The 21,886-nt window shown below is 45.7% G+C and carries 29 protein-coding genes; 22 read left to right on the top strand and 7 right to left on the bottom strand.

Going from position 1 to position 21,886, the window contains the following annotated elements:
* The first annotated feature begins 5 nt into the window (after nucleotides 1-5).
* The 5 genes from Q8O20_RS08460 to lsrK all read left to right on the top strand — a co-directional run bounded on the left by Q8O20_RS08460 (nucleotide 6) and on the right by lsrK (nucleotide 4,443).
* On the top strand, nucleotides 6-422 hold the full coding sequence (locus tag Q8O20_RS08460; RefSeq protein WP_305530825.1) for a 4Fe-4S dicluster-binding protein: 417 nt from the start codon (nucleotides 6-8) through the stop codon (nucleotides 420-422).
* Nucleotides 422-1,645 carry a 2-oxoacid:ferredoxin oxidoreductase subunit alpha gene (locus tag Q8O20_RS08455; protein ID WP_304739285.1) on the top strand — a complete coding sequence of 408 codons (1,224 nt, stop codon included), beginning with the start codon at nucleotides 422-424 and terminating at the stop codon, nucleotides 1,643-1,645. Before Q8O20_RS08460 ends, Q8O20_RS08455 begins: the two co-directional genes overlap by 1 nt.
* Nucleotides 1,646-1,654: 9 nt before the next feature.
* Nucleotides 1,655-2,611, top strand: a complete 957-nt coding sequence (locus Q8O20_RS08450) for a thiamine pyrophosphate-dependent enzyme (protein WP_305530799.1) — start codon at nucleotides 1,655-1,657, stop codon at nucleotides 2,609-2,611.
* Nucleotides 2,612-2,710: 99 nt separating this feature from the next.
* Complete coding sequence (locus Q8O20_RS08445) at nucleotides 2,711-2,914, top strand: hypothetical protein (RefSeq protein ID WP_305530798.1); 204 nt, start codon at nucleotides 2,711-2,713, stop codon at nucleotides 2,912-2,914.
* Nucleotides 2,911-4,443 carry an autoinducer-2 kinase gene (lsrK, locus tag Q8O20_RS08440; protein ID WP_305530797.1) on the top strand — a complete coding sequence of 511 codons (1,533 nt, stop codon included), beginning with the start codon at nucleotides 2,911-2,913 and terminating at the stop codon, nucleotides 4,441-4,443. Before Q8O20_RS08445 ends, lsrK begins: the two co-directional genes overlap by 4 nt.
* Here lsrK and Q8O20_RS08435 read toward each other — a convergent pair.
* Nucleotides 4,440-4,745 carry a putative quinol monooxygenase gene (locus Q8O20_RS08435; protein ID WP_305530796.1) on the bottom strand — a complete coding sequence of 102 codons (306 nt, stop codon included), beginning with the start codon at nucleotides 4,743-4,745 and terminating at the stop codon, nucleotides 4,440-4,442. The genes lsrK and Q8O20_RS08435 overlap by 4 nt on opposite strands.
* Nucleotides 4,746-4,753: 8 nt before the next feature.
* Nucleotides 4,754-5,926, bottom strand: a complete 1,173-nt coding sequence (locus Q8O20_RS08430; protein WP_305530795.1) for a class II aldolase/adducin family protein — start codon at nucleotides 5,924-5,926, stop codon at nucleotides 4,754-4,756.
* 96 nt (nucleotides 5,927-6,022) lie between these two features.
* On the opposite strand from Q8O20_RS08430, the gene luxS reads away from it, so the two are divergent.
* The 4 genes from luxS to Q8O20_RS08410 are packed head-to-tail and all read left to right on the top strand — an operon-like array spanning nucleotide 6,023 to nucleotide 8,044.
* The gene (gene luxS, locus Q8O20_RS08425; RefSeq protein WP_305530794.1) at nucleotides 6,023-6,529 is read left to right on the top strand and encodes an S-ribosylhomocysteine lyase; all 507 of its coding nucleotides are present in this window, start codon (nucleotides 6,023-6,025) and stop codon (nucleotides 6,527-6,529) included.
* Complete coding sequence (locus tag Q8O20_RS08420; protein WP_305530793.1) at nucleotides 6,529-6,831, top strand: hypothetical protein; 303 nt, start codon at nucleotides 6,529-6,531, stop codon at nucleotides 6,829-6,831. Before luxS ends, Q8O20_RS08420 begins: the two co-directional genes overlap by 1 nt.
* On the top strand, nucleotides 6,828-7,301 hold the full coding sequence (locus tag Q8O20_RS08415) for a hypothetical protein (protein ID WP_305530792.1): 474 nt from the start codon (nucleotides 6,828-6,830) through the stop codon (nucleotides 7,299-7,301). The genes Q8O20_RS08420 and Q8O20_RS08415 overlap by 4 nt, the downstream gene beginning before the upstream one ends.
* On the top strand, nucleotides 7,298-8,044 hold the full coding sequence (locus tag Q8O20_RS08410) for a tRNA (5-methylaminomethyl-2-thiouridine)(34)-methyltransferase MnmD (RefSeq protein ID WP_305530791.1): 747 nt from the start codon (nucleotides 7,298-7,300) through the stop codon (nucleotides 8,042-8,044). Before Q8O20_RS08415 ends, Q8O20_RS08410 begins: the two co-directional genes overlap by 4 nt.
* Here Q8O20_RS08410 and Q8O20_RS08405 read toward each other — a convergent pair.
* Genes Q8O20_RS08405 through Q8O20_RS08390 form a run of 4 tightly spaced genes read right to left on the bottom strand, consistent with a single transcriptional unit; the run spans nucleotide 8,019 to nucleotide 9,884 of the window.
* A complete protein-coding gene (locus Q8O20_RS08405) occupies nucleotides 8,019-8,330 on the bottom strand; it encodes a hypothetical protein (RefSeq protein ID WP_305530790.1) in 312 nt (103 codons plus the stop codon). The two genes, Q8O20_RS08410 and Q8O20_RS08405, sit on opposite strands and share 26 nt — an antisense overlap.
* Nucleotides 8,331-8,332: 2 nt before the next feature.
* A complete protein-coding gene (locus tag Q8O20_RS08400; RefSeq protein ID WP_305530789.1) occupies nucleotides 8,333-8,947 on the bottom strand; it encodes a riboflavin synthase in 615 nt (204 codons plus the stop codon).
* Nucleotides 8,948-8,959: 12 nt separating this feature from the next.
* Complete coding sequence (locus Q8O20_RS08395; protein WP_305530788.1) at nucleotides 8,960-9,643, bottom strand: tetratricopeptide repeat protein; 684 nt, start codon at nucleotides 9,641-9,643, stop codon at nucleotides 8,960-8,962.
* Between the two features lie 43 nt (nucleotides 9,644-9,686).
* On the bottom strand, nucleotides 9,687-9,884 hold the full coding sequence (locus Q8O20_RS08390; protein ID WP_305530787.1) for a hypothetical protein: 198 nt from the start codon (nucleotides 9,882-9,884) through the stop codon (nucleotides 9,687-9,689).
* 119 nt (nucleotides 9,885-10,003) lie between these two features.
* Here Q8O20_RS08390 and mnmG point away from each other — a divergent pair, with 119 nt between their 5' ends.
* From mnmG to Q8O20_RS08345, 9 genes are all read left to right on the top strand, one after another.
* Nucleotides 10,004-11,875, top strand: coding sequence for a tRNA uridine-5-carboxymethylaminomethyl(34) synthesis enzyme MnmG (mnmG, locus tag Q8O20_RS08385; RefSeq protein WP_305530786.1), 1,872 nt, complete (start codon nucleotides 10,004-10,006; stop codon nucleotides 11,873-11,875).
* Complete coding sequence (locus Q8O20_RS08380; protein WP_305530785.1) at nucleotides 11,872-12,741, top strand: hypothetical protein; 870 nt, start codon at nucleotides 11,872-11,874, stop codon at nucleotides 12,739-12,741. The genes mnmG and Q8O20_RS08380 overlap by 4 nt, the downstream gene beginning before the upstream one ends.
* 60 nt (nucleotides 12,742-12,801) lie before the next feature.
* Nucleotides 12,802-13,311, top strand: a complete 510-nt coding sequence (gene petA, locus Q8O20_RS08375; RefSeq protein ID WP_305530784.1) for a ubiquinol-cytochrome c reductase iron-sulfur subunit — start codon at nucleotides 12,802-12,804, stop codon at nucleotides 13,309-13,311.
* 1 nt (nucleotide 13,312) lies between these two features.
* On the top strand, nucleotides 13,313-14,563 hold the full coding sequence (locus Q8O20_RS08370; RefSeq protein ID WP_304740432.1) for a cytochrome bc complex cytochrome b subunit: 1,251 nt from the start codon (nucleotides 13,313-13,315) through the stop codon (nucleotides 14,561-14,563).
* Entirely contained in the window at nucleotides 14,563-15,441 is an 879-nt protein-coding gene (locus Q8O20_RS08365) for a c-type cytochrome (protein ID WP_304740430.1), read from the top strand. Before Q8O20_RS08370 ends, Q8O20_RS08365 begins: the two co-directional genes overlap by 1 nt.
* 10 nt (nucleotides 15,442-15,451) lie before the next feature.
* Nucleotides 15,452-15,847 (top strand): hypothetical protein, encoded by a 396-nt coding sequence (locus Q8O20_RS08360; protein ID WP_305530783.1) that lies wholly within the window; start codon nucleotides 15,452-15,454, stop codon nucleotides 15,845-15,847.
* Between the two features lie 116 nt (nucleotides 15,848-15,963).
* Nucleotides 15,964-16,929 (top strand): GTP 3',8-cyclase MoaA, encoded by a 966-nt coding sequence (gene moaA / locus Q8O20_RS08355; protein ID WP_305530782.1) that lies wholly within the window; start codon nucleotides 15,964-15,966, stop codon nucleotides 16,927-16,929.
* A 2-nt stretch (nucleotides 16,930-16,931) separates the two neighbouring features.
* Entirely contained in the window at nucleotides 16,932-17,690 is a 759-nt protein-coding gene (locus Q8O20_RS08350) for a 7-carboxy-7-deazaguanine synthase QueE (protein WP_305530781.1), read from the top strand.
* 53 nt (nucleotides 17,691-17,743) lie between these two features.
* Nucleotides 17,744-18,325 carry a 6-carboxytetrahydropterin synthase gene (locus tag Q8O20_RS08345; protein WP_305530780.1) on the top strand — a complete coding sequence of 194 codons (582 nt, stop codon included), beginning with the start codon at nucleotides 17,744-17,746 and terminating at the stop codon, nucleotides 18,323-18,325.
* Here the strand turns inward: Q8O20_RS08345 and glp are convergent.
* Complete coding sequence (gene glp, locus Q8O20_RS08340) at nucleotides 18,322-19,539, bottom strand: gephyrin-like molybdotransferase Glp (protein WP_305530779.1); 1,218 nt, start codon at nucleotides 19,537-19,539, stop codon at nucleotides 18,322-18,324. The genes Q8O20_RS08345 and glp overlap by 4 nt on opposite strands.
* A gap of 101 nt (nucleotides 19,540-19,640) precedes the next feature.
* Between glp and Q8O20_RS08335 the strand changes: the two genes are divergently transcribed.
* From Q8O20_RS08335 to rsmI, 4 genes are all read left to right on the top strand, one after another.
* Complete coding sequence (locus Q8O20_RS08335; protein ID WP_305530778.1) at nucleotides 19,641-20,054, top strand: hypothetical protein; 414 nt, start codon at nucleotides 19,641-19,643, stop codon at nucleotides 20,052-20,054.
* Nucleotides 20,051-20,719, top strand: a complete 669-nt coding sequence (locus Q8O20_RS08330) for a 16S rRNA (uracil(1498)-N(3))-methyltransferase (protein WP_305530777.1) — start codon at nucleotides 20,051-20,053, stop codon at nucleotides 20,717-20,719. The genes Q8O20_RS08335 and Q8O20_RS08330 overlap by 4 nt, the downstream gene beginning before the upstream one ends.
* A gap of 103 nt (nucleotides 20,720-20,822) precedes the next feature.
* A complete protein-coding gene (rpmE, locus tag Q8O20_RS08325) occupies nucleotides 20,823-21,026 on the top strand; it encodes a 50S ribosomal protein L31 (RefSeq protein WP_299805213.1) in 204 nt (67 codons plus the stop codon).
* Nucleotides 21,027-21,068: 42 nt separating this feature from the next.
* The gene (gene rsmI / locus Q8O20_RS08320; protein WP_305530776.1) at nucleotides 21,069-21,878 is read left to right on the top strand and encodes a 16S rRNA (cytidine(1402)-2'-O)-methyltransferase; all 810 of its coding nucleotides are present in this window, start codon (nucleotides 21,069-21,071) and stop codon (nucleotides 21,876-21,878) included.
* Nucleotides 21,879-21,886: the final 8 nt, after the last annotated feature.

Genomic DNA, 21,886 nt, shown 5'->3' with positions numbered 1-21,886 from the left:
ACATGATGGAAAAAAAAGGATGGGATGGGTTCGAAATCGGTGCCATGCTCCGAACGTTTGACGGAGCCGTAAGCGATATCGCAACAACACTTCCGGAGAATCGCCCTTATTCACAATCAAGCTCGTTCACGGCGAGTGTAGCTGACTGGCGTATTGAAAAACCTTTGTTCAACAAAGATTATTGTATTGACTGCCAATTTTGCTGGGTTTATTGCCCGGATATGTCGATCATTTCACGCGATAAAAAGATGATCGGAATCGATTTCGATCACTGTAAAGGATGCGGAATCTGTGTACAGGTTTGCCCGACAAACCCTAAATCTCTTCTCATGTTCCCTGAACAAAAAGATGAAGAGAGTGCTCTTGCCGAATGGCCTAAAAAAGAGAAAAAAGACCAAGCAGAAGAACCAAAGGAAGACTAATGGCTGATACAATGGAACTACGCGATATTGAAGTTTGGGATGGTAATATGGCTGCAAGTCATGCACTTCGTCAAGTGCAAGTTGACGTAGTAGCCGCTTACCCTATTACCCCATCGACACCTATCGTAGAAAATTATGCAGGTTTTACTGCAAACGGCTATGTGGACGGCGAATTTGTAATGACTGAATCTGAACACGGTGCAATGTCATGTTGTATCGGTGCGGCTGCAGCAGGTGGACGGGTTGCTACGGCTACCAGTTCTCAAGGGTTTGCACTGATGGTAGAGACGTTGTACTCTGCATCAGGTATGCGTTTACCGATCGTCCTTAATGTTGTTAATCGTGCTATCGGTGCGCCGCTTAACGTTAACGGTGATCACTCTGATATGTATATGGGACGCGACAGCGGTTGGATTCAACTCGATTCGTATTGCCCTCAAAATGCCTATGATTTGAACTTCATTGCATTCAAAGTATCTGAAGATCATGACGTTCGTTTGCCGGCTATGGTTCACCAAGACGGATTTATGACCTCACATACGGCTCAAGGGGTTCATACCCTTCCTGATGATGTAGCCTACAAATTCGTCGGTGAATATAAACCGATGAACGATATGCTCGATCTTGATCATCCGGTAACTCACGGGGTACAAACGGAAGAAGATTGGCATTTTGAGCATAAAGCACGTCAGCAGCATGCTCTTATGACAGCAGTTATCCCGAAAATCGAAGCGGCGTTTGACGAGTTTGAAAAATTGACAGGTCGTCGTTATAACATCGTTGAGTCGTATAATATGGACGATGCGGAAGTAGCGGTTGTTTGTATGGGAACATCGGTTGAAACGGCACGTGAAGTTGCCGAAGAGATGCGTGCACAACACGGCATTAAAGCGGGTGTCGTCGGTATTCGTGTGTTCCGTCCATGGCCATTGGAGCAAATTGCAGCGGCATTGAAAGATGTCAAAGCAATCGGAGCACTTGATCGTTCAAGCCCGCATGGTACGGTCGGAGCCTTATTCAATGAGATTTCAGGATCATTGTTTAACACCGATACGAAAACAGTTCTCACGAACTATATCTACGGATTGGGCGGACGTGATTTGACCAAAGCACACTTAGTGAGTATCTTCACGGATCTCAAAGCAAATGCGGATGCTGGTAAAGTAACCACTCCATTGCAACAGTATATCGGTCTTCGCGGACCGAAACTCTCTTTTTTCTAAGGAGCCCCTATGTCAGAAATGAAAAAAATTAAAAACCTCAAAGATTTTTCCACTTCAGCGGATCGCTTTGAAGGGGCTAACCTTCTTTGCCCGGGCTGTGCCCACTCGATTATTGTTCGTGAAGTTTTAAACGCTACGAATGATGATTTGATTCTTGCGGCATCGACAGGATGTTTGGAAGTATGTACTGCGGTTTATCCGTATACTTCTTGGGATGCATCATGGATTCATATCGGATTTGAAAACGGTTCCTCTGCGGTAGCGGGTGCTGAAGCGATGTACAAAGCACTCAAAACCAAAGGGCGTTTGAAACAACCGGATCGCGTACCTAAATTTGTCGCATTCGGCGGTGATGGTGCAACTTATGATATCGGATTCCAATGGATTTCAGGATGTTTTGAACGCGGGCACAACATGATGTACGTTTGTTTGGACAATGAAGTGTATGCAAACACAGGTGGACAGCGCTCAAGTTCGACTCCGATCGGTGCATCAGCAACGACGACGCCTGCAGGACGTGTCAGTTACGGTGAAAAACGTAACAAAAAAGACATGATGGCGATTATGGCGGCACACGGTGCCCCTTATGTAGCACAAGTCGCTCCGAACAAATGGAAAGACATGGTGGCAAAAATTCAAAAAGGGTTTGCCGCAGAAGGCCCTGTTTATATTAATGCGATGTCAGCGTGTACAACTGAGTGGAAATTTGCTCCGGAAGATACCATCTCCATCTCTGATTTGGCAACCGATTCATTGGTTTTCCCATTGTACGAAATCATTGACGGAACCAAACTTAATATTACTTACCGTCCGAAAAATATTGTTCCGGTACGTGATTACCTCGGTGCACAAGGGCGTTTTAAACACCTTTTCACCAAACAATACGATTACCTTATCGATGAGTGGCAAACTCGTGTCGATGCGAAATGGGATTATCTCCAACGTCGCGAAGAGGCAAGTGTCTAAGACACTTCCTCTCCTCTCTTTATCTTCTCTCTTTTCCCCTTATAAATTTTTGGAACTCTCTTTGCTTTATCCTATTACTTAAAACTATTGGATAATCTTATGTACAGAATGACCTATAACCATTTAAACAATTCAGGATGTTCCGCACGCGGCATCGCAAAGCGCGAAAGCAAAGAAGAGTTGCTCGAACTTGCTGAAGAGCTCAAAGAGACAATTTGTAATGTTGATATCCGTCCTATTGAGGGGACTATAGAAAAGCGCCTCCCGATGGAGCTCTTTTTGAACATGAAAGAGTTACGGTGAGTCGTTACTTCCTAGTACTCGATGCGGGAACGGGGAGTATCCGTTCCATCATTTTTGATACACTCGGAAATCAAGTAGCTATTGCCCAATATGAGTGGGAACATATCGCTGAGGCGGGTGTTGCAGGGTCTATGGGATTTGATTTTGTGCGCGGTTGGGAACTTGCGAAGCGGTGTATCCGAGAATCGATTGCTGCCTCAGGGATCAATCCTACTGAGATTGCGGCGGTATCGGCATCGAGTATGCGCGAGGGGATCGTTGTCTATGATGGCGATAACCGTGAGATATGGGGAGTAGCGAATGTCGATGGTCGCTCAGGTGAGGAAGTCTCCTATCTCAAAAAAACATTTCCAACACTGGAAGCAGAGAGTTACGCAATAAGTGGACAAACGTTTGCCCTCTCTGCCGCACCGCGACTGCTGTGGCTGAAAAATAATCGCCCAACCGTGTATGAGAAAGCCCGCTATTTTACAATGATCAGTGATTGGATACTCTTCAAGCTCAGCGGAGAGTTAGCGTCTGAGCCTTCTAATGCGGGAACGGCGGGAGCTTTTAGTCTGAAAAATCGCACTTGGAATAAAACTGAGTTCGAGAGATGCGGACTCAAAGATTTGTTTGTCCCGATACGCGAGAGCGGAGAGGTATTAGGTCACATCAATGCAGAAACCTCTAACGAGACGGGATTAAGCACGGAAACCCTAGTGGTGATGGGGGGCGGTGACGTTCAAATCGGTACGGCGGGGCTGGGAGCATCTGCGCTCGGCGATGCGGTGGTACTCGGAGGGAGTTTTTGGCAGCAGGTGGTCAATATCCCTAGCGATGCGAAACTCTCTAATGAGATGCTGTTGCGGGTCAATCCGCATGTCGTACGCGGAATGTCTCAGGCAGAAGGGATCACCTTTTTTACGGGACTGGTTATGCGGTGGTTTCGTAACACCCTTGGGTGTGGGAAAAGTTATGCAGAGCTTGAAGCAATGTCTAAAAGTGTTCCCATCGGTTCGTATGGAATCACCCCCATCTTTAGTGATCGGATGAACTACGGCGAGTGGATACACGCCTCTCCCTCGTTTATCGGGCTTGGCTTGGATGAGTCCAAATACAACGTCGCATCGATGTTTCGTGCATTGGAAGAGAACGCGTGCATCGTGAGTGCGATCAATCTGGAAAACATCAAAGCCTTTAGCGGCGTTTCACCCAGCTCCATTACGTTTGCAAGCGGAGCGGCTAATGGAGCGTTATGGTCTCAGATTTTAGCGGATGTCACAGGATTAGAAGTGCGTGTACCGGTAGTCAAAGAGGCAACGGCATTGGGTGTGGCGATGGCGTGCGGTATCGGTGCTGGGGTCTATAAAAGCTTTGAAGAGGCGGGGAAAGAGATCGTCAAAATCGAGCGGACGTATGAACCGAACGCGGTTAATCACGAACAATACGGCGAGATCAAAGAGAGATGGCTTAAAGTGTACGCTAAACAAATGGAGCTAGTTCGTGAAGGGATTACGGAGCCGATGTGGAAGGCTCCGGGAATTTAGAACCCATACGCCTTTTCATCGAGAAGGTCTAGCTCTTCGGTATATTTATCGTCCACAAACGGCTCATAATGCGATTTGTAGTAGGCATAATGTTCCGTGTGTTTATGCCCCTCTAACGACTCCTCATCTGCCCACGACTCAACAGCGAAGAATTTACGCGGATTATCACGAGACTGAAAGATATAGTAATAGAGGCACCCCGGTTCTTTAAGTGAGGGGGCAACCATATCCTCTAATAATTTTTTTACCGTTGCGATATGTTCCTCTTTGGCAATAAAGGTCACTTTTTTCGTAATTTTCATTTTTTTCCTTATTTTTTGAGTTTAGCTTGTTCGAGTTCCCAGTATTCCATTTCAAACATTTTATCTAATGAAAGAGATGTCCATCCGCCGAGCTGTTCGGCAGAGAGAATAGCGGTAATCGTGTGTTTGACGATGTCGCCGATAATGCGGGACTCTTTTTCATCTTTCCCCAGCACGACGATACCTACCCCTTTGATCACCGCGTAGCGGGGGGCGAGATCGAGACAGATGTGTACCGAGGAGGCATTAGTATCGAAATAGCTTTTGTACTCCTGCGCAAATTGCTCAATTCCCTTAGCGATATCACCGTCGATGATTGCAGGGAACGGTTTGATCCGGATAACGTGTTCGGGTGTCAACCCTCCCTTTTTGACAAGCGATTCGAGGTTGGGGAGGATACTGAAAAGCTGGGCGCGGGGTGAATCGATGAGAAGGGGAAACAACTCACATCCGCGAAGTTTTGCCGCTTCGATTCCGACCGCTTGCGCAATACTCGGGTCGCCTTTTCCTTCACAATCACCACACGCCAATGTGACCTGCTCAGTGAGATACTTTTCAGCGACAGTGACAAGTTCAATCATTTTCTCATAGGCACGCTGTGCATCATTATCAAACGTGAAAACGCCGTGATGCATCAAAACCATCCCCGTAAGGTTTTCCCAATCGATGTTGCGGGTAATCTCATAGATATGTTTCGCCAGCTCAAATCCGGGCATCACGTAATCGATGATGAGCATATTTTTCCCGTAGAGCTTTTGAACTAATCCTTTCCCCTCGGGGGTATTGGTGAGGGTAACGACCGCATCGGCATGGGTGTGATCGACAAAATCATAAGGGATGATGGCGTGAAGGATCGCTTCGATGGAGGGATTCGGGAAACTCTGATCTGACATGGCAGCACGTTGCTCTGCAACCATTTGGGTATCGCTCAGGCTCTCTCGTGTCGCCATTTCCAGCAGTACACCCAGATCGACGGGGGAGAATCCTCCTTTCTCGATGGTATCGAGATTCCAGCCTGATCCCTTGACGTAGAGGGTGTTATCAATTTTTACCGAGGTATTTCCGCCGCCGTGGAGTACCAACTCCTTACTTTGCCCTAAGAGTTGGGAGGTATAGACCCTCATTCCCAGCGGGTCGTTTCGGTATTGGGCGGCGAGTGTATCGTCAAAGAGGCTTGTCATAATGTTAGATCCTTCTATTAATGGTCAAATTATAGCGATGAGGGGATAAAATATGCTAATATTGCTCCCATTAAATATAAAAATTGAAGGATTTTCATGCCGTTACTCGATAGTTTTTGCGTAGACCACACCATTATGCCCGCTCCCGCCGTTCGTAAAGCAAAGGGGATGAAAACCCCTAAGGGTGATGATATCACCGTTTTCGATTTACGTTTTGTAAAACCGAATGAAAAAACACTCTCTCCTGAAGGTATCCATACGTTGGAACATCTTTTTGCAGGGTTTATGCGTGATCATCTCAACTCTGGAAGCACCGAGATCATCGATATCTCTCCTATGGGATGCCGCACCGGATTTTACATGTCTGTGATCGGAACACCGAGCGAAGAGGTCGTTGCCGAAGCATGGGAAGCATCGATGAAAGATATCCTAGAAGTTAAAAGTCAAAATGATATCCCTGAACTCAACATTTACCAATGCGGAACGTACAAAATGCACTCCCTCGAAGATGCGAAAGCGATTGCGACCGAAGTGCTCCGCAAAGATATTGATATTATGGATAACGAAGCGTTAGCGCTTGACCTCGCAAAGGTAGAGCAATAATGAAGCTTTTGTTGCCGATGGATGGCGATGATACGCAGGAGTCAGAACTCACGGGTATTTTAAGCGCATCGTTTTGGGCAACGGTAGAGGTGGAAGAGGGGCGTGTCGTAGAGATTAATTTTTATACGGATCGTTCTGAAATCGAGGGTTGGTTGGATGCGGTTATCGTCACCAACAACTATGAACCCGTTATGGAGTTCATCGATAATCAGATGATGGTTCTTGTTGCTCATACACAGCGCACCATCGATGATATTGTCGAAGCATACTTATTTAGAGAACTGCACGATTTGTCATTATGATCACTTCGCTTCTTCATCCCTCGCCTCATACGAAAATTATGGTGGTGACAAGCCATTTGGATTCTATGACGGAGGAGATGGGTGATTTCCTCGCTCCCTATGAGGGGTTGATCGATGTTTCACTTTTCCCTGGGGATCATCAGAGTCTAAATATTTTTCATAAAACTTTTACGATCAAAGATTATAAATCTCCCGCAGGGGGAATTCCTCGCGATTATGCCGCTGTGATTGTACAGGATGTATTGCATCTGCACGAATCTCCACACAAATTTTTAGAGCTGCTTTACCGCACACTTTTGAATGCTTCCGAGATTATTATTCTCCAAAAAAACGGTTCTATGCCGATTGGTGAGGTGGAAGAACTGCTCGATCAGGTGGAGTTTCGGGCGATCAATGCAATGAGCGATTTGATAGAGGGGTATGAGGTGATCGTGGCAAAAAAAATGCATATGTGGGGAAATGGACTGTGAAGGCGTGGGTACAAAGCGAGGATGGCAGTTATACCGCATACAGCAGTGAATACGACGAACACTACCATTCGACCAAAGACGGCGCCCTTAACGAATCGCTCAAAAAACACATCGAACCCGCTTTTGCACTGCACAGAGAGAAAGATCATCTCCGTCTCATCGACATCTGTTTTGGTTTAGGGTTTAATACCCTCCTGAGTCTCTATTACCGCGACACCTATTTCCCCGATACGACCCTCGAAATCTACTCCCCGGAACTTGACGGCGAACTCGTCGCTTCGCTCGTCGATTTTCCTTATCCCGAAATCTTTGAATCCTATCGAAACATCATTACCGATATTGCAACATTAGGCGGTTACGAGGATGAACGGACGCAGATCACGGTCGATATTATGGATGCACGGGTTGCGATGCGAGAACTGGAGGGGGAATGGGATGTGTGTTATCAGGATGCCTTTAGCCCCTCAGTCAATCCGCTACTTTGGACGAGAGAATACTTCGCCGATATAGGGCGACTGATGGGAGAGGAGGGGGTTGTTACCACCTATTCGACCGCTCTGGCTACGCGGTTGGCTCTGTATGAAAACGGTTTTAACGTCTATTTAAATCAGGGTGAGGGGTATCGCAATGCGACGATTGCCTCGCGGCGTACTTTAGAGGGGTATGAGAAAGTCGATATGGCACATAAGATCGGGTGCAATCCGTCCATCCAAAGTCTTAGAGACGAAAATTCGGCTCTTTGAGGCGATAGTGCTCGATGAGGTGGCGGAGGCGGTTTTCATTGAAGCGCCAGAAATGTTTCGGATCAAAATCGTGATGTGAACTCATCATCTGAAACAGAGACTCTTCGTCCAGATGCTCGAGGGCATTGTTGCACTCGACCATAATTCGCTCCAACAACTCGACCGATTCGGGAGTCGTATCATCATCGGCGAGAGGCTTTTGCGGGAGAAAGAGATACACTTTATAGAGTGTCAGGACCAGTCCGCCGGCAAATGCGAGCATCATTATGAGTTCAATGGTTTTCATGGTTAGTACAACGCGCTAATATGGTCAATATCATTCCAGCTGAGATCTTTTTTAGCCGATGAGGTGAGAATATGGCGCATATAACGGGCAAATACGTCGGTTTCGATGTTGACCCGTGTCCCTTTTTTGTAAGTGCCGAAGAGGGTTTCGCGCATCGTGATCGGGATGATGGTGAGGCGGAATGCATCTCCCATAACCTCATTGACCGTCAGACTTATCCCGTCGATGGTGATGGAGCCTTTCGGGGGGATGAGGGGGATAAATGCTGAGTCGACATCGACGATCACATCGTAACTGTTGCCGTTGTCGGTGATGGAGCGGATAGTGCCGATCGTGTCGATATGCCCTTGGACGATATGCCCCTCGAATCGATCCCCCATCATCATAGCGGGTTCAATGTGTACGGAAGCGCTTAGTTTTTCGGTAGCAATGTGTTTTAGGGTTTCAGGGGAGAGTTCGACGCTAAATCCATCCGACTCGATGCTCACGACCGAGAGGCACGTGCCGTTGATAGCGATGGAGTCACCGAGTTTAGGTTTGTGCGCGGCTTTGAGGGATAAACGATTCCCGCCGAAGCTTTTCACCTGCGCCATTTCTCGAATCAAACCTGTAAACATAGTGCTCCCTTGTTAAAATACAATCTTACCCTCTTCTTGCAAAGAACGGATAATAGTTTTCGCTTTTTCGTGACCGTTATAGGCCGCTTTTCGGCACCATTCGAGTGCTGTATCGTGATCGGCTTCGCATCCGAACCCCTGATCGTACATAAGACCCAGATTATACTGAGCCTCAGCGAGATTCATATTGGCGGCGCGGGAGAAACAGATAAAGGCTTTGGGGTAGTCTTGTACCACTCCATGCCCCTCTTTATAGAGGACGCCGAGATTGTTGAACGCGTTGGTATTTCCCCTCTTAGCCGCTTCTTCGTACCAAAATGCCGCTTCGGAGAAATTTTGTGCACATCCTAAACCCCTCTCCAGTGAGAGTGCCGTTTCAAACTGTGCCTGTGGAAATTCCAATATGGCGGCGCGGAGGAGGTACTCGTAGGCTTTGAATTGGTCATGTGCGACAACGACACCGTCGGCATACATCAGAGCGAGATTGTAAATGGCGGCGGGTTCATTCAGCTCGGCGGCTTGGAGATAGAGATGGTAGGATCGCTCCAGTGAACTCTCAACCCCCAGCCCTTTTTGGTGCATATACCCCAGTGATGAGAGGGCGGTAGGGTTGTTTTGGAGGGCGAGCGTTTCAAAAAGCTCTAGCGCTTCATCATAGCGCCCATTATTAAAAGCATCAAATGCACTTTGGAGCATACAGAGTCCTAGTCAATTTTTGGAGGATTATAACAAAGCGCACTTAACGGCGAACTTTTTTGTCTTCGCGCTGTTTTTCTTTAAGCTTGGTTATAACGTCTTTGAGTTCCTCTTTTTTTTGGAGAAGCTCGTCGCGGATGAGGTATTCGTCTCCTCCATCTACTTCAGGATCGTATTCGAGAGGTTCCGGATTGTAGTTTTTGAGAAGCTCTTCTAATGTTTTGGTGTTTGCGGCATCCATTTGTGTCACCTGTCATCAAAATATTTTCTTAATTGTAGGCTATTTTTCCTTTCTCTTTTTATAGGTTTCAACAAGGGAAGCTATAATTGCATTAATAATTTACGTAAAAAGAAGTAATAATGAACTATGACGTTATCGTCGTCGGCGGAGGACACGCCGGAATCGAAGCCGCACTCGCCTCGGCACGCATGGGACAAAATACCCTGATGGTCTCTATTTTAGCGGAACAAGTAGGTGCTACGAGCTGTAACCCTGCCGTCGGTGGACTTGCTAAAGGGCACTTGGTTCGTGAACTCGATGCCCTCGGCGGAGAGATGGGATTGCTGACCGATGAAGCGGGAATCCAGTTTCGTATTCTCAATATCACCAAAGGCCCCGCCGTTCGCGGAAGCCGTGCGCAGATCGATATGGATCGATACCGTATCCTCGCCCGCAATAAAATCCTCACCACCCCTAACATGTCGTTGATCCAAGAGACGGTTACGGCTCTTATCGTCGAAGAGGGCTCTGTTGTAGGCGTCCGCACCCATCTGCTCAACGAGTATCGAGCCAAGAAGGTAATTTTGACGACGGGGACGTTCTTAAACGGTGTCGTCCATATCGGGGAGATCACTCAGGAATCAGGTCGTTTCGGCGAGTTTCCCGCCAAAGGACTTACCGATTCCCTTCGCGCGGCTGGGTTAAATGTCGGACGGCTCAAAACAGGGACGTGTCCCCGAATAGATAGCTCATCCATCGATTTTAGTGTCATGGAGATTCAAGACGGCGACGAACTTCCTAATCCGTTTAGCTTCCGCACCGATCGGCACGAGTTCGCTCGTACCAAAAAACAGCTCCCTTGCTATATCGCCTACACCAACGAAGATACTCACGCCCTCATCGAGGGGAACTTTCACCGTGCTCCCCTTTTTACGGGACAGATCGAGGGGGTAGGGCCGCGTTATTGTCCGAGTATCGAGGATAAGATCAACCGTTTCCGTGACAAAGAGCGTCACCATCTCTTTATCGAACCCCAAAGTGCGGAAAATACCGAGTGCTACATCAACGGTATGTCCACCTCGCTCCCACCTGATGTACAGCGTTCTATGATCCACTCCGTACAGGGGATGGAGAATGCGAAAATCGTCCGTTACGGGTATGCAATCGAGTACGATTACGTCGATCCGACTGAGCTTAAACACACGTTGGAGACAAAAAAAGTCAAAAATCTCTACTGTGCCGGACAGCTCAACGGGACAACAGGGTACGAAGAAGCCGCGGCACAGGGGATGATGGCGGGGATCAATGCCGCACTCTCACTTCAAGGGAAAGAGCCGCTCATCTTGCGTCGTGATGAAGCCTACATCGGGGTTTTGATCGATGATTTGGTCACCAAAGGGACGAAAGAGCCGTACCGTATGTTCACCTCCCGCGCCGAATATCGCTTGTTGCTCCGCGAAGAGACGGCCGATTTGCGTTTGGGACGCTACGGTCACGCTCTGGGGCTCATCGATGATGCTCAGATGGAGCGGATCGAGACAAAACGTATCCAAATTGCGGAAGGGTTAAAACTTCTCGAAGAGACGATTTATACACCAAACAAAGAGTTTTTGGCATTTTTAGCCTCTATCGGCGAGGAGCATATCACCGATAAGCTCACCGCTACACAACTCGTTTCACGCAAAAGTTTTGAGCTTGATAAATTGGTTAAACTGATCCCGAGTTTCGCAGAGCTTGACCCCTATATCCAAGAGCAGATTTTGATCGAAGCCAAATACGCCCGTTATGTCGAAAAACAAAGCGACGATATCGAGCGGATGTCGAAGATGCTCCATATTGCCATTCCGGAAAATTTTGATTTTTCATCTGTCTCAGGACTCTCTAACGAGATCGTGAGCAAACTGAATACCTTTAATCCACCCACCTTGCAGGCGGCATCGCAGATCAGCGGAATGACGCCCGCTGCGTTGGATATATTACATATTTACATTAAAATGGCAGGAAAAAAATGAGATATTTTTACTACGTCCACACGGGGCACCGCATCGGGCTTGACCGTTTTCATCGTGCTGTTGCCATAATGAATGAGCTTCAAAAAAAGATCGACATCACGCTGCTTTGTTCTGATTTTCGGATTGCGGCAGAAGCAAAAGAGTACGGTATAAAACGTTCCGTCGGTGTGGATCTTGTCCGTAATATTCCTCAAATCGCGCATCATGGTGATCGAATGATTTTTGACTCAGCCGAGATCAATCCGACTCTTTTGGATGATATGACCCAATTTTTCCCCTCATTTATTCGCATTAGTGATGATCCTAGCGATATCAAACACCCTAAAGAGCTTTTGATTTCACCGTATTTGAATGGTGAGGGAATTTGTAACGCAGTAGTTGTCGATAAACGTTATTTTGAACCGCTCCCTAAAACGATTCCGATGGCCCTCTTTTTCGGTGATGATGACTATGAGAAGGATTTGGAAAAAAACCAAGAACTCTTTAAATCGTTCAATATGGAACTATTGATGGGCTTTTACCATTTCTTAGGATATGAAACTTCTCTTAAAGAGAGTTTTTCTCACATTCATGAGTGTGAAGCTTACGATAAAGTGATTCGACAAAGTGAGATTTTAGTCACCGCTTCCCCGATGGCGGCACTTCAAAACTTAGTCGGCGGCGGAAAGCCGATTTTCTTACAACGTCCTGATTATGAAAGAAATTTTATTCCGTTATTTACGATGTTAAGTATTCCGATTGTCGATGGATACAACCAAGAACAGCTTATGCAAGCCATAAGAATATCTTCATCAAATAGTTATCAAAAAATTATAAATAGTAACACTGAAGTAATCGAATTCATAAGTAAAAGTTTCAATTTATAGAAACTTAAACCTTTTTAACTTATGATAGGGAGTTAAATTTCCAACTTAAGTGAGATGACAATGATGGATGAAAGCAGAAGAGGGTTTATCGGTAAAGCCTTTGGTGCAGTCGCTGCTGTCGGGGGTATTGCCTCGCTCATCGCGATGAAGAAGACATGGGATCCGCTCCCTAGCGTCATGTCCGCCGGTTTTACAACGGTAGACGTGTCAGGCTTAGAAGCCAATAAACTAGAAATCGCCGTATGGCGTGGGAAACCGGTGTTTATCCTTAAATACACCGCAGATATGAAACCGACGGATGGCCGCAGTGTCAAAATCGGTGATCACTATTTTTCAGTTATGATCGGTCTTTGTACCCATCTTGGCTGTATTCCGGCTTATCGTGCGGATCAGCACGATTTTAAATGCGCCTGTCATGGAGGAGAATTCACCGATTCAGGTGTTCAAAAATTCGGCCCTCCACCGCGACCATTGGATATTCCGCCGTTTAAACTTGACGGTGTAACGCTTGTTTTGGGTGAAGAAGGTCCTGAGTACAAAGCGATGATGGCGAAAGCAGGAGGAGCATAAGATGGCAGAATTTAAAAAAGCAGACTCGATGCTCGAGTGGTTTGACCAACGTTTAGGTGTTGTTAACTTTGTAAAAGTGATGATGACAGAGTATTGGATTCCGAAAAATATTAACTTCTTGTGGGCAATGGGTGTTCTTTTAACCGTGTTGTTTACGTTCTTGGTAGTATCAGGGATTTTCCTTTTGATGTATTACAAACCAGACGTTAACATGGCGTTTGACAGTGTTAACTACACGATTATGCAAGAAGTAGCGTACGGTTGGCTGTTCCGACATATCCATGCTGTGGGTGCTTCGGTTGTTTTCTTGGTAATCTACATTCACATGTTTACCGGAATCTATTACGGCTCTTATAAAAAAGGGCGTGAGATGATTTGGGTCTCAGGTATGCTCTTGTTCATGCTTTTCTCTGCAGAAGGGTTCAGCGGATACATGCTTCCATGGGGACAAATGTCATATTGGGCAGCATACGTTATTACCGAGATTTTCGGCGGTATTCCGGTTATCGGTGATGAACTGGTTGTTTGGATTCGCGGTAACTTCTATGTTTCCGATTCAACGTTGACCCGTTTCTTTATGCTTCACGTATTGTTGATTCCGTTGGCGATTATCGGTGCGATCGTATTCCACTTTTATGCGCTACGTTTTCCACACGTTAATAACGAAGAGGGTGAGTTTTTCGATTTCGACGAAGAAGCGAAAAAATACCTTGCAGGTAACAAAAAAGAGTCTAAAGTTGTCCCTTTCTGGCCGGTATTCTTGTCAAAAGATTTCTTTGTTCTCGGTTTCTTTATGTTGTTCTTTTTCTATTTGGTTTTCTTCCATTACAACTTTGCAATGGACCCTGTTAACTTTGATAAAGCCGACGGCCTTAAAACTCCGGCACATATTTACCCTGAGTGGTATTTCTTGTGGAGCTATGAAGTATTACGCGGATTCTTCTTTGAAATCGCAGGTGTTTCAGGTAAAGATTTAGGATTGATGGCGTTTGGTTTTGCGAATGCTATTTTCCTTGTATTGCCTTGGTTGGATCGTTCTCCTATGGTTAAACCGGCGAATCAACGCCCTTATTTTAAATATTGGTTCTGGTTCTTAATGGCCGATTTAATTGTCTTAACAGTGTATGGTAAATTGCCTCCGACCGGTGCAAATGCATGGGTAGGTTTCGCTTCATCAATGACCTTTTTGGCATTGTTTATAGCATTGCCGTTTATTACCAAAGCAGAAGCTAAAAAAGTGGGGGGCAAATAATGAAAGAGTTTAAAATTTTAGCAGTTATTGCCGCTCTTGTCGGCATTACCTATTACGGTATTGAGCCTTACGCTCACCACATTATGCATCCTGAAGTCGCTCCGGCGGATTTCAGTTTTAAAACACTTAAAAACGTCGATACAACCCTTGCAGGGAATGCTGAAAACGGAAAAGTGCTTGTTGAAGCGAACTGTATCGCGTGTCATGCAATTGATAAAGCAGGTTATCCTGCAATTATGCCAAACGCAGACGCTGCGGCTTCATACGGTGTTGTTCCACCGGATTTGAGCAGTTCAGGCCGAATTTACGACAAAAACTATTTGGCTAACTTTATCTTTGATCCGGTAAGCGCAATGCATTTGGAAGGTAAATATACCCCTGAAAGTGGTAAACAATTCCCGATGCCGGCATATAACTGGATGTCTCCGCAAGAGATTATGGATATCGTTGCCTATTTGCAATCGGTTACTCCAAAAGTAACAGAAGGCAAAGAGACCAATAAAGCGACATTTGAAGCAGCATGCGGACGTTGTCACGATATGAAATATGCGGGAATCCAAGCGACAACGCCTAAAGATAACTTAAAAGCGTATATGGGTGCAACACCTCCTGACTTGTCTCAGTACATTAAAAGTCGCGGTGAGCACTATCTACACAGTTTTGTCAATGATCCTCAAGTATTGCTTCACGGTACTTCTATGCCACGTGTCGGTTTGACCGAAAAAGCGCAAGAAGAAGTAATAGCCTATATGGAAGAGATCGGTGATTCGAAAAAAGCTGAGCGTGAGAGCCTTGGTATCTGGGTAATGCTCTATACGTTTGTATTTGCAATCTTGGCTTATTTGTGGAAACGTAAAATCTGGTCAGAAGTTCACTAAGGAGTAATGGATGAAAATGGTTAAAATTCTAGCATTATCGGCACTCCTTAGTGCCGGTGTAATGGCCGATGAAACATTGGCTGTAAATATGAGCCAAATGGAAAACGGTTTGAACAATGTTCAAAAAGGATTTCTTTATAATGCTCCTGCATTGATTAAATCAGGTGTAAGTGAAATTCATAAAGCAAATGCCCTTTTTCACAATGTGGATGCGAGCAAAAAATATCTTCCAAAAGATAAACAGCATATGAGCAATATCGCTTTTAATGCGGCTAAACGTATTGACAGTGCTTCAGCTGACTTGTTGAAAGCTCTTGATAAAAAAGAGTATTCAAAAGCAAGCCAATCGTATTCAGAAATCGTGAATGCTTGTACGGCATGTCACGCAGTCGTTCGCGGCTGGTAAAAAGTTATCCCCTATGGGGATTTCCCTCGTCTAATTCTTCCGATAAATAAAACTCCAAACAACTTTTAGATACTATCGCGCATTGCTCCTGATACTAGGATTTTTCAAGGATAGTCGTGTTAATAGATAGTTATGGCAGAACCGTTGATTATTTGCGTGTTTCAGTAACGGAACGGTGCAATTTTAGATGTCAGTATTGCATGCCCGAAAAACCTTTTTCCTGGGTACCGAAAGAAAATCTTCTCAGCTTTGAAGAGCTGTTTGAATTTATTAAAGTAGCCATAGACGAAGGGGTCAAAAAAATCCGTATTACCGGTGGCGAACCGTTGCTTCGTGAAGACCTCGATAAATTCATTAAAATGATTTATGACTATAAAAACGATATCGATCTCGCGATGACCACCAATGCTTTTTTACTCAAAGGTCACGCTCAAAAACTCTATGATGCCGGCCTTCGCCGTCTTAATGTATCCATAGATTCGCTCAAACCGGAGATTGCAGAAACCATTGCTAAAAAAGATGTTTTGCGTCAAGTGCTTGAAGGGGTAGAAGAGGCATTGCGCGTCGGACTAAAAGTCAAAGTCAATATGGTTCCGATGAAAGGGCTGAATGATATCGAAGTGCTTGATGTTTTGGAATACTGCAAAAGCCGCGGCATGGTGGTTCGGTTTATCGAATATATGGAAAACGTCCATGCCGAGGTCGATATAAAAGGGATGCAAAGCCCTGAATTGCTTAGTATTATCGGAAGCCGTTATCAGTTCAGTGATGAGGGATTTGACGGACATTCGCCGTCTCATTACTACAAACTTGACGATGGATATGAGTTTGGGATTATCGAACCGCATAAAGATGACTTCTGTACAAAATGCAACCGTATACGCCTCACGGCAGAGGGGAACTTGATCCCGTGTTTGTATTTTGATGAAGCGATGTCGATCCGTGACGCGGTACGACGAGGCGACATTAAAGAGGCGGCATTAGTCCTCAAAGAGGTAATTCGTACCAAGCCGGAAAAGAACCGTTGGAATGAAGAGGATTCTGAACGCTCCAGCCGCGCGTTTTATGAGACGGGGGGATAAAGATGCTGTATCTGGTTGAGCATTTTTATTCGGTACAAGGTGAGGGAAAATACGTAGGTACACCATCGCTCTTTTTTCGCTTCGGAGGGTGCAATCTCAAATGTGAGGGATTCGGCTGCACTGAAATCACCCCTGATGGGCGAGAAGTGCTCGGATGCGATACGGTCTACGCAGTGGATCGCAAAGGATTCGGAGAGCTGTGGATGGAGATCGAAGAACTCCAAAGCCTCATTTGGATTATGAACGGTTATCGTCTCCCTCATAACGTTGATATAGTCCTTACGGGCGGTGAACCGCTTATCTATGCGAATGAGCCGATTTTTGTCGAATTTATCGAGTATCTGATCTCACAAGGGCATCGGGTAACGTTTGAAACGAATGCAACGATTGCCCCTGATTTTGAGCGTTTTCCGTTTTACCGTGAGGCGACCTATGCCCTCTCTGTCAAACTCTCCAACAGCGGCGAGCCGTATGAGCGTCGGGTCAAACCGGAGGTCTACGGTGCAATTATCGCTAACACCAAAGAGAGTTTTTTTAAATTCAGTGTGGATGAGCCTTCTCTTGGCTCACATATGGAAGAGGAGATTGATGCTATCATCGCCCCTCACCCTTTCACACCCGTTTATTGTATGCCGCTAGGGGGTGATAAAGCCCATATCGAAGCGAACTGCGAAGCGGTGATCGAGCTGTGCAAACGACGCGGATTTATTTATTCCGATCGTCTTCATATACGAATATGGGATCAAAATCACGGTGTATAATACGTATAACACTTGAGGTCACATTTTGTGACCTCAAAATGCTAAGGTAGATTATGATAATTCGTAAATTATTTAAATTTGAAAATGCCCATGTTGTGCGAGGGTGCTCCACTCAACGGTGTCGAGCCTCGATTCACGGACACTCGTATAAAGTCGAAGTATTGTTTGAATCGGCTTATTTGGATCACGGTCAGATGGTCTATGATTTCGGATTGATGAAGCAGGGGATCAAAGAACTGATTGATAGTTTCGATCATGCCGTAGCTATTTGGGATGGAGATGAGGCAGAGTATATTGAAGCGATGAAGGCTCATTCGAATCGTTGGGCGGTGCTTCCGGTTTCCCCCTCTTGCGAGCAATTTAGCCGTGTCATGTTTGTTATGATTGACAAACTCGTATGGTTTACCAAGATGGTCAACGGCGAAAAAATGGTACGCCTTAGCAGTATCATCGTTCATGAAACCGAGACGGGATACGCGCAGTGCTTTCGAGAAGACGCCTATTCCGAACTGATGGGACTGATTAAACTGGAAGATATCCAGTTTAGCGATGAAGTACGCCAAGGGTGGAGCGACCCACAGCTGTGGGAAAAAGTTTTAGCGGGAGAGACGTTCGTCAATCCCGTAAGCGTTTAAAGTGTTATCAGAGAACTTTGTTTCTCTGAACTCATGCACCAGCGTGTCGGAATAATTTTGATGACATCATCTTTTTCAAACCCCTCCACACTCGCATCCACCATCATAAATGCGTTGGCACGTGAAAGCGGCAAGACCATCCCCGGACCGAATTTTTCACTAGGGGTAAAAGAGGAACCATCAAACCATCCCGGTATGAGGGAACGTCTCCCCTTTTTCATTTTAAAAGGTTCAGCCATTTTTGTTGTGATGGTTGAGAGATATTTATCCGCACGGCCGCTCAGTGCTAAAATAGCACTTTGACCGAACACCTCGAAACACAAAGCTGCCGCGAGGGGATTGCCCGGAAGATTCAGGATAACGGTATTGCCGATACGTCCGAATACAGTCGGTTTACCGGGTTTAATGTCTACCGATTCAAAACCACTCTCGAAGCCAAGGGTTTGAAAAGCCTCTTTGGTAAAATCGGCATCTCCGACGCTGACTCCTCCTGAGGTAATAATCAAATCAGCGTTCAAAGAGCGTTCAATATGTTCACGGATCGACTCAAGGGAATCCGATGCCGTTCCGGCAAAGATGACATCACACCCCAGCTCTTGCGCACGTGCGGCAAACGTAGGGGTATTGGTATTGTAAAGCTGATTGGCCCCTAGCGGTTCATAATGCATTTTGAGCTCATTTCCTGAGGAGAAGAGGGCAACACGGGGACGGCGGTAGACTCTGACATGGGTGATCCCCTGTGAGGCGAGGAGAGAGATATGATGGGCATGCAGCATCGTCCCCTCCTCCAGCAATGTCATCCCGGCTTGAATGTCTTCCCCTTTTAGACGAATATGTTGTGAGGGTTTTATGGATGAGGGGAGAGTGATTTGATCAGCGCTAACGACTACGTCTTCGATAGGGATGATCGCTTCACACCCATGCGGGATTTTGGCACCCGTCATAATACGAATGCATTGATCTTCTACCATCCAAACATCGTCAGGATTGCCGGCAAAAATCACACATAATTGTTTTAGTGTTTTACCCGCATCTTCAACCCGCACCGCATAGCCGTCCATTGCGGAGTTATCAAAAGAGGGGAGAGAATGGGAAGCGATAATGCTCTCACAGAGGACACGGTGGATACCGTTTTCGATCGGTACTATCTCACTTTGTGTAGGCAAGCTGAGGGTATAAACCAGATTGAGTGCCTCTTCTACGCTGATTGCCATTGCTTCTCCTTGGGTATATCCTTCCTCAATGCATTAAATGTTCAATCATTGGGAAGTGATTTAGGGAGTGATTATAGGCAATTTAAGGTAAAATCCCCTTTATGGAAGCTATGTATACAACCGGACTTAATATCCACTACTTCGGGGTTATTGTGTTGATGGGAGTAGTTGTGTTTAACATCGTGATGTTATCCCTCTCTCATCATCTTATCCGCTATTCTAAACGGATGCGGATTGTGATGCCGATCTCAGGCTCATTGATCGCTTTGATCCTTTTTACGGGTGCGGTGATGATGGCGGCGAAACACCTTCATTTTACCTTTGCCAATGTTGCCATGATTGCTATCGCCATTATCATGATCATACTTGAAGCAAAACGGTACAAAACGCTTAAACGTAAAACCGACATTACTCAAGAGGGGGCGTTTAGTGAGTATAAGAAAAAAGCGTTTCGTTTCTTGGGCATTGAGATCAGTTTATTGATTGCGATCACTTTTTGGATGATTCTACAATGAAATTTTTACTGCACAATGATGTCGGTACGAATGAATTAAGTGTTAGCGGTGATGATTATAAGTACTTAATTAAAGTACGACGTCACAAAGCGGGGGATTTAATCGCTTTTCGCTCACGTGAACGTTTGGGTGAAGAGTATCGTTATCGGTTAGAGCGAACCGATGGGCGCAATGCCTATTTTTCATTACAAAGCCATCATAGTGCACCGTGTGAAAATGAACGTCGCCTTCATATCGGATGGTGCTTAGTTGATCCGAAGACGATTGAAAAAACCTTGCCGATGCTTACCGAACTGGGAGTTCACAAAATCACCTTTATCCATTGCCGCCGATCACAGCAAAATTTTCGTCTCGATTTTGAGCGCTTTGAGCGTATTATGGAGAGTTCAATTATGCAGTGCGGTCGAACTTCGGTGATTGAACTGTGTGAGACCCCTAATGTAACTACTTTTTTAAAAAACAATCCCGAATCGGTGATTTTTGACTTTGGTGGAGAATCTTTAGGGCGTGATGAGGTGATCGATACGGTCGTGATCGGATGCGAGGGGGGATTTGATGAGTCTGAGCGCAAATTGTTTAGCGACTATCGCGTTCGTCTGTTCCCTTCGCCGATGATTTTGCGCTCTGAAACGGCGGCGGTGGCGATTGCATCACGGTTATTGTAAAAAAATAATTTTTTCGTTATAATTCGCCTCCAATTATCCGCCCCCGTACGGATATAAAACTATACAGACCGACGTACAACGCCGTCGATCACAAGGCAAAACTATGAAAAAAGATCTTCACCCGAACGTTGTAGAGTGCACTGCAAGCTGCGCATGCGGCAATACTTTCACAACAACCAGCATTAAAGATACAATCCGTGTTGATATCTGCAGCGCATGTCATCCGTTTTATACCGGTTCTGAGCGTCAAGTAGATACTGCAGGACGTATCGATAAATTCAAAAAACGTTACGCACTTAATTCGTAATCTAAACCTTTGCCTCTTTGGGGGCAGAAACCGAGCACTCTTATGCTAAGCCTCGTCCCCACTCCTATCGGAAATATTTCTGATATCTCACTCCGTTCTCTTGATGTTTTATCCACTGCCGATATTATCCTATGCGAAGATACCCGTGTCACCAAAAAACTGATCCATTTGCTCAAAGAGCGTCATAATCTTACGACTACCGAGCCCCAGTTTTTGAGTCTTCATTCACACAATGAGGCTGAATTTATTGCTAAACTCACCCCAGAATTTTTTAATGCTAATGTAGTCTATGTGAGTGATGCAGGAATGCCGGGGATTAGCGATCCGGGGCAGATGCTGGTACGCTATTGTTTGAATCAGGGTATTGCTTATGATATTTTGCCGGGGGCAAATGCGGCATTGACCGCTTTTGTCGCCAGCGGATTTGTGGAGACAAAAATGCTTTTCTTCGGCTTTTTGCCCCATAAGGGGAATGACAGAGCATCGGCGCTTCAAGAAGCACTCTTTAACGGATACACAACGATACTGTATGAGTCACCGAAACGTCTTGATAAATTACTCTCGGAACTCTCCGTTGCGGTTCCACAACGTCAAATCTTTTTGGCCAAAGAGCTGACGAAGCGGTATCAGCGATTTTTTCGCGGCGTTGCCTCCGAACTGATTCCTCAAATGGAAAAAGAGATACGAGGAGAGTGGGTTGTGGTGATCGAAGCCTCTGAGACCAAAGGTTCATCGTTGAGCGAACAAGATATCCTCTCCCTCGATATCCCAAAAAAAGTGGCCTCCAAACTGATCGCCAAGATTACCGGCGAAAATCCCAAAGAGTGCTATACGCGCCTCTTACAATCTTAGGATATAAT

It is taken from the genome of Sulfuricurvum sp., assembly GCF_030691015.1.
In the GTDB taxonomy this organism is placed as follows: Bacteria; Campylobacterota; Campylobacteria; order Campylobacterales; family Sulfurimonadaceae; genus Sulfuricurvum.
Note: the sequence above shows the minus strand (reverse complement) of the source record. Positions and strands in the feature narration are given on the sequence as shown.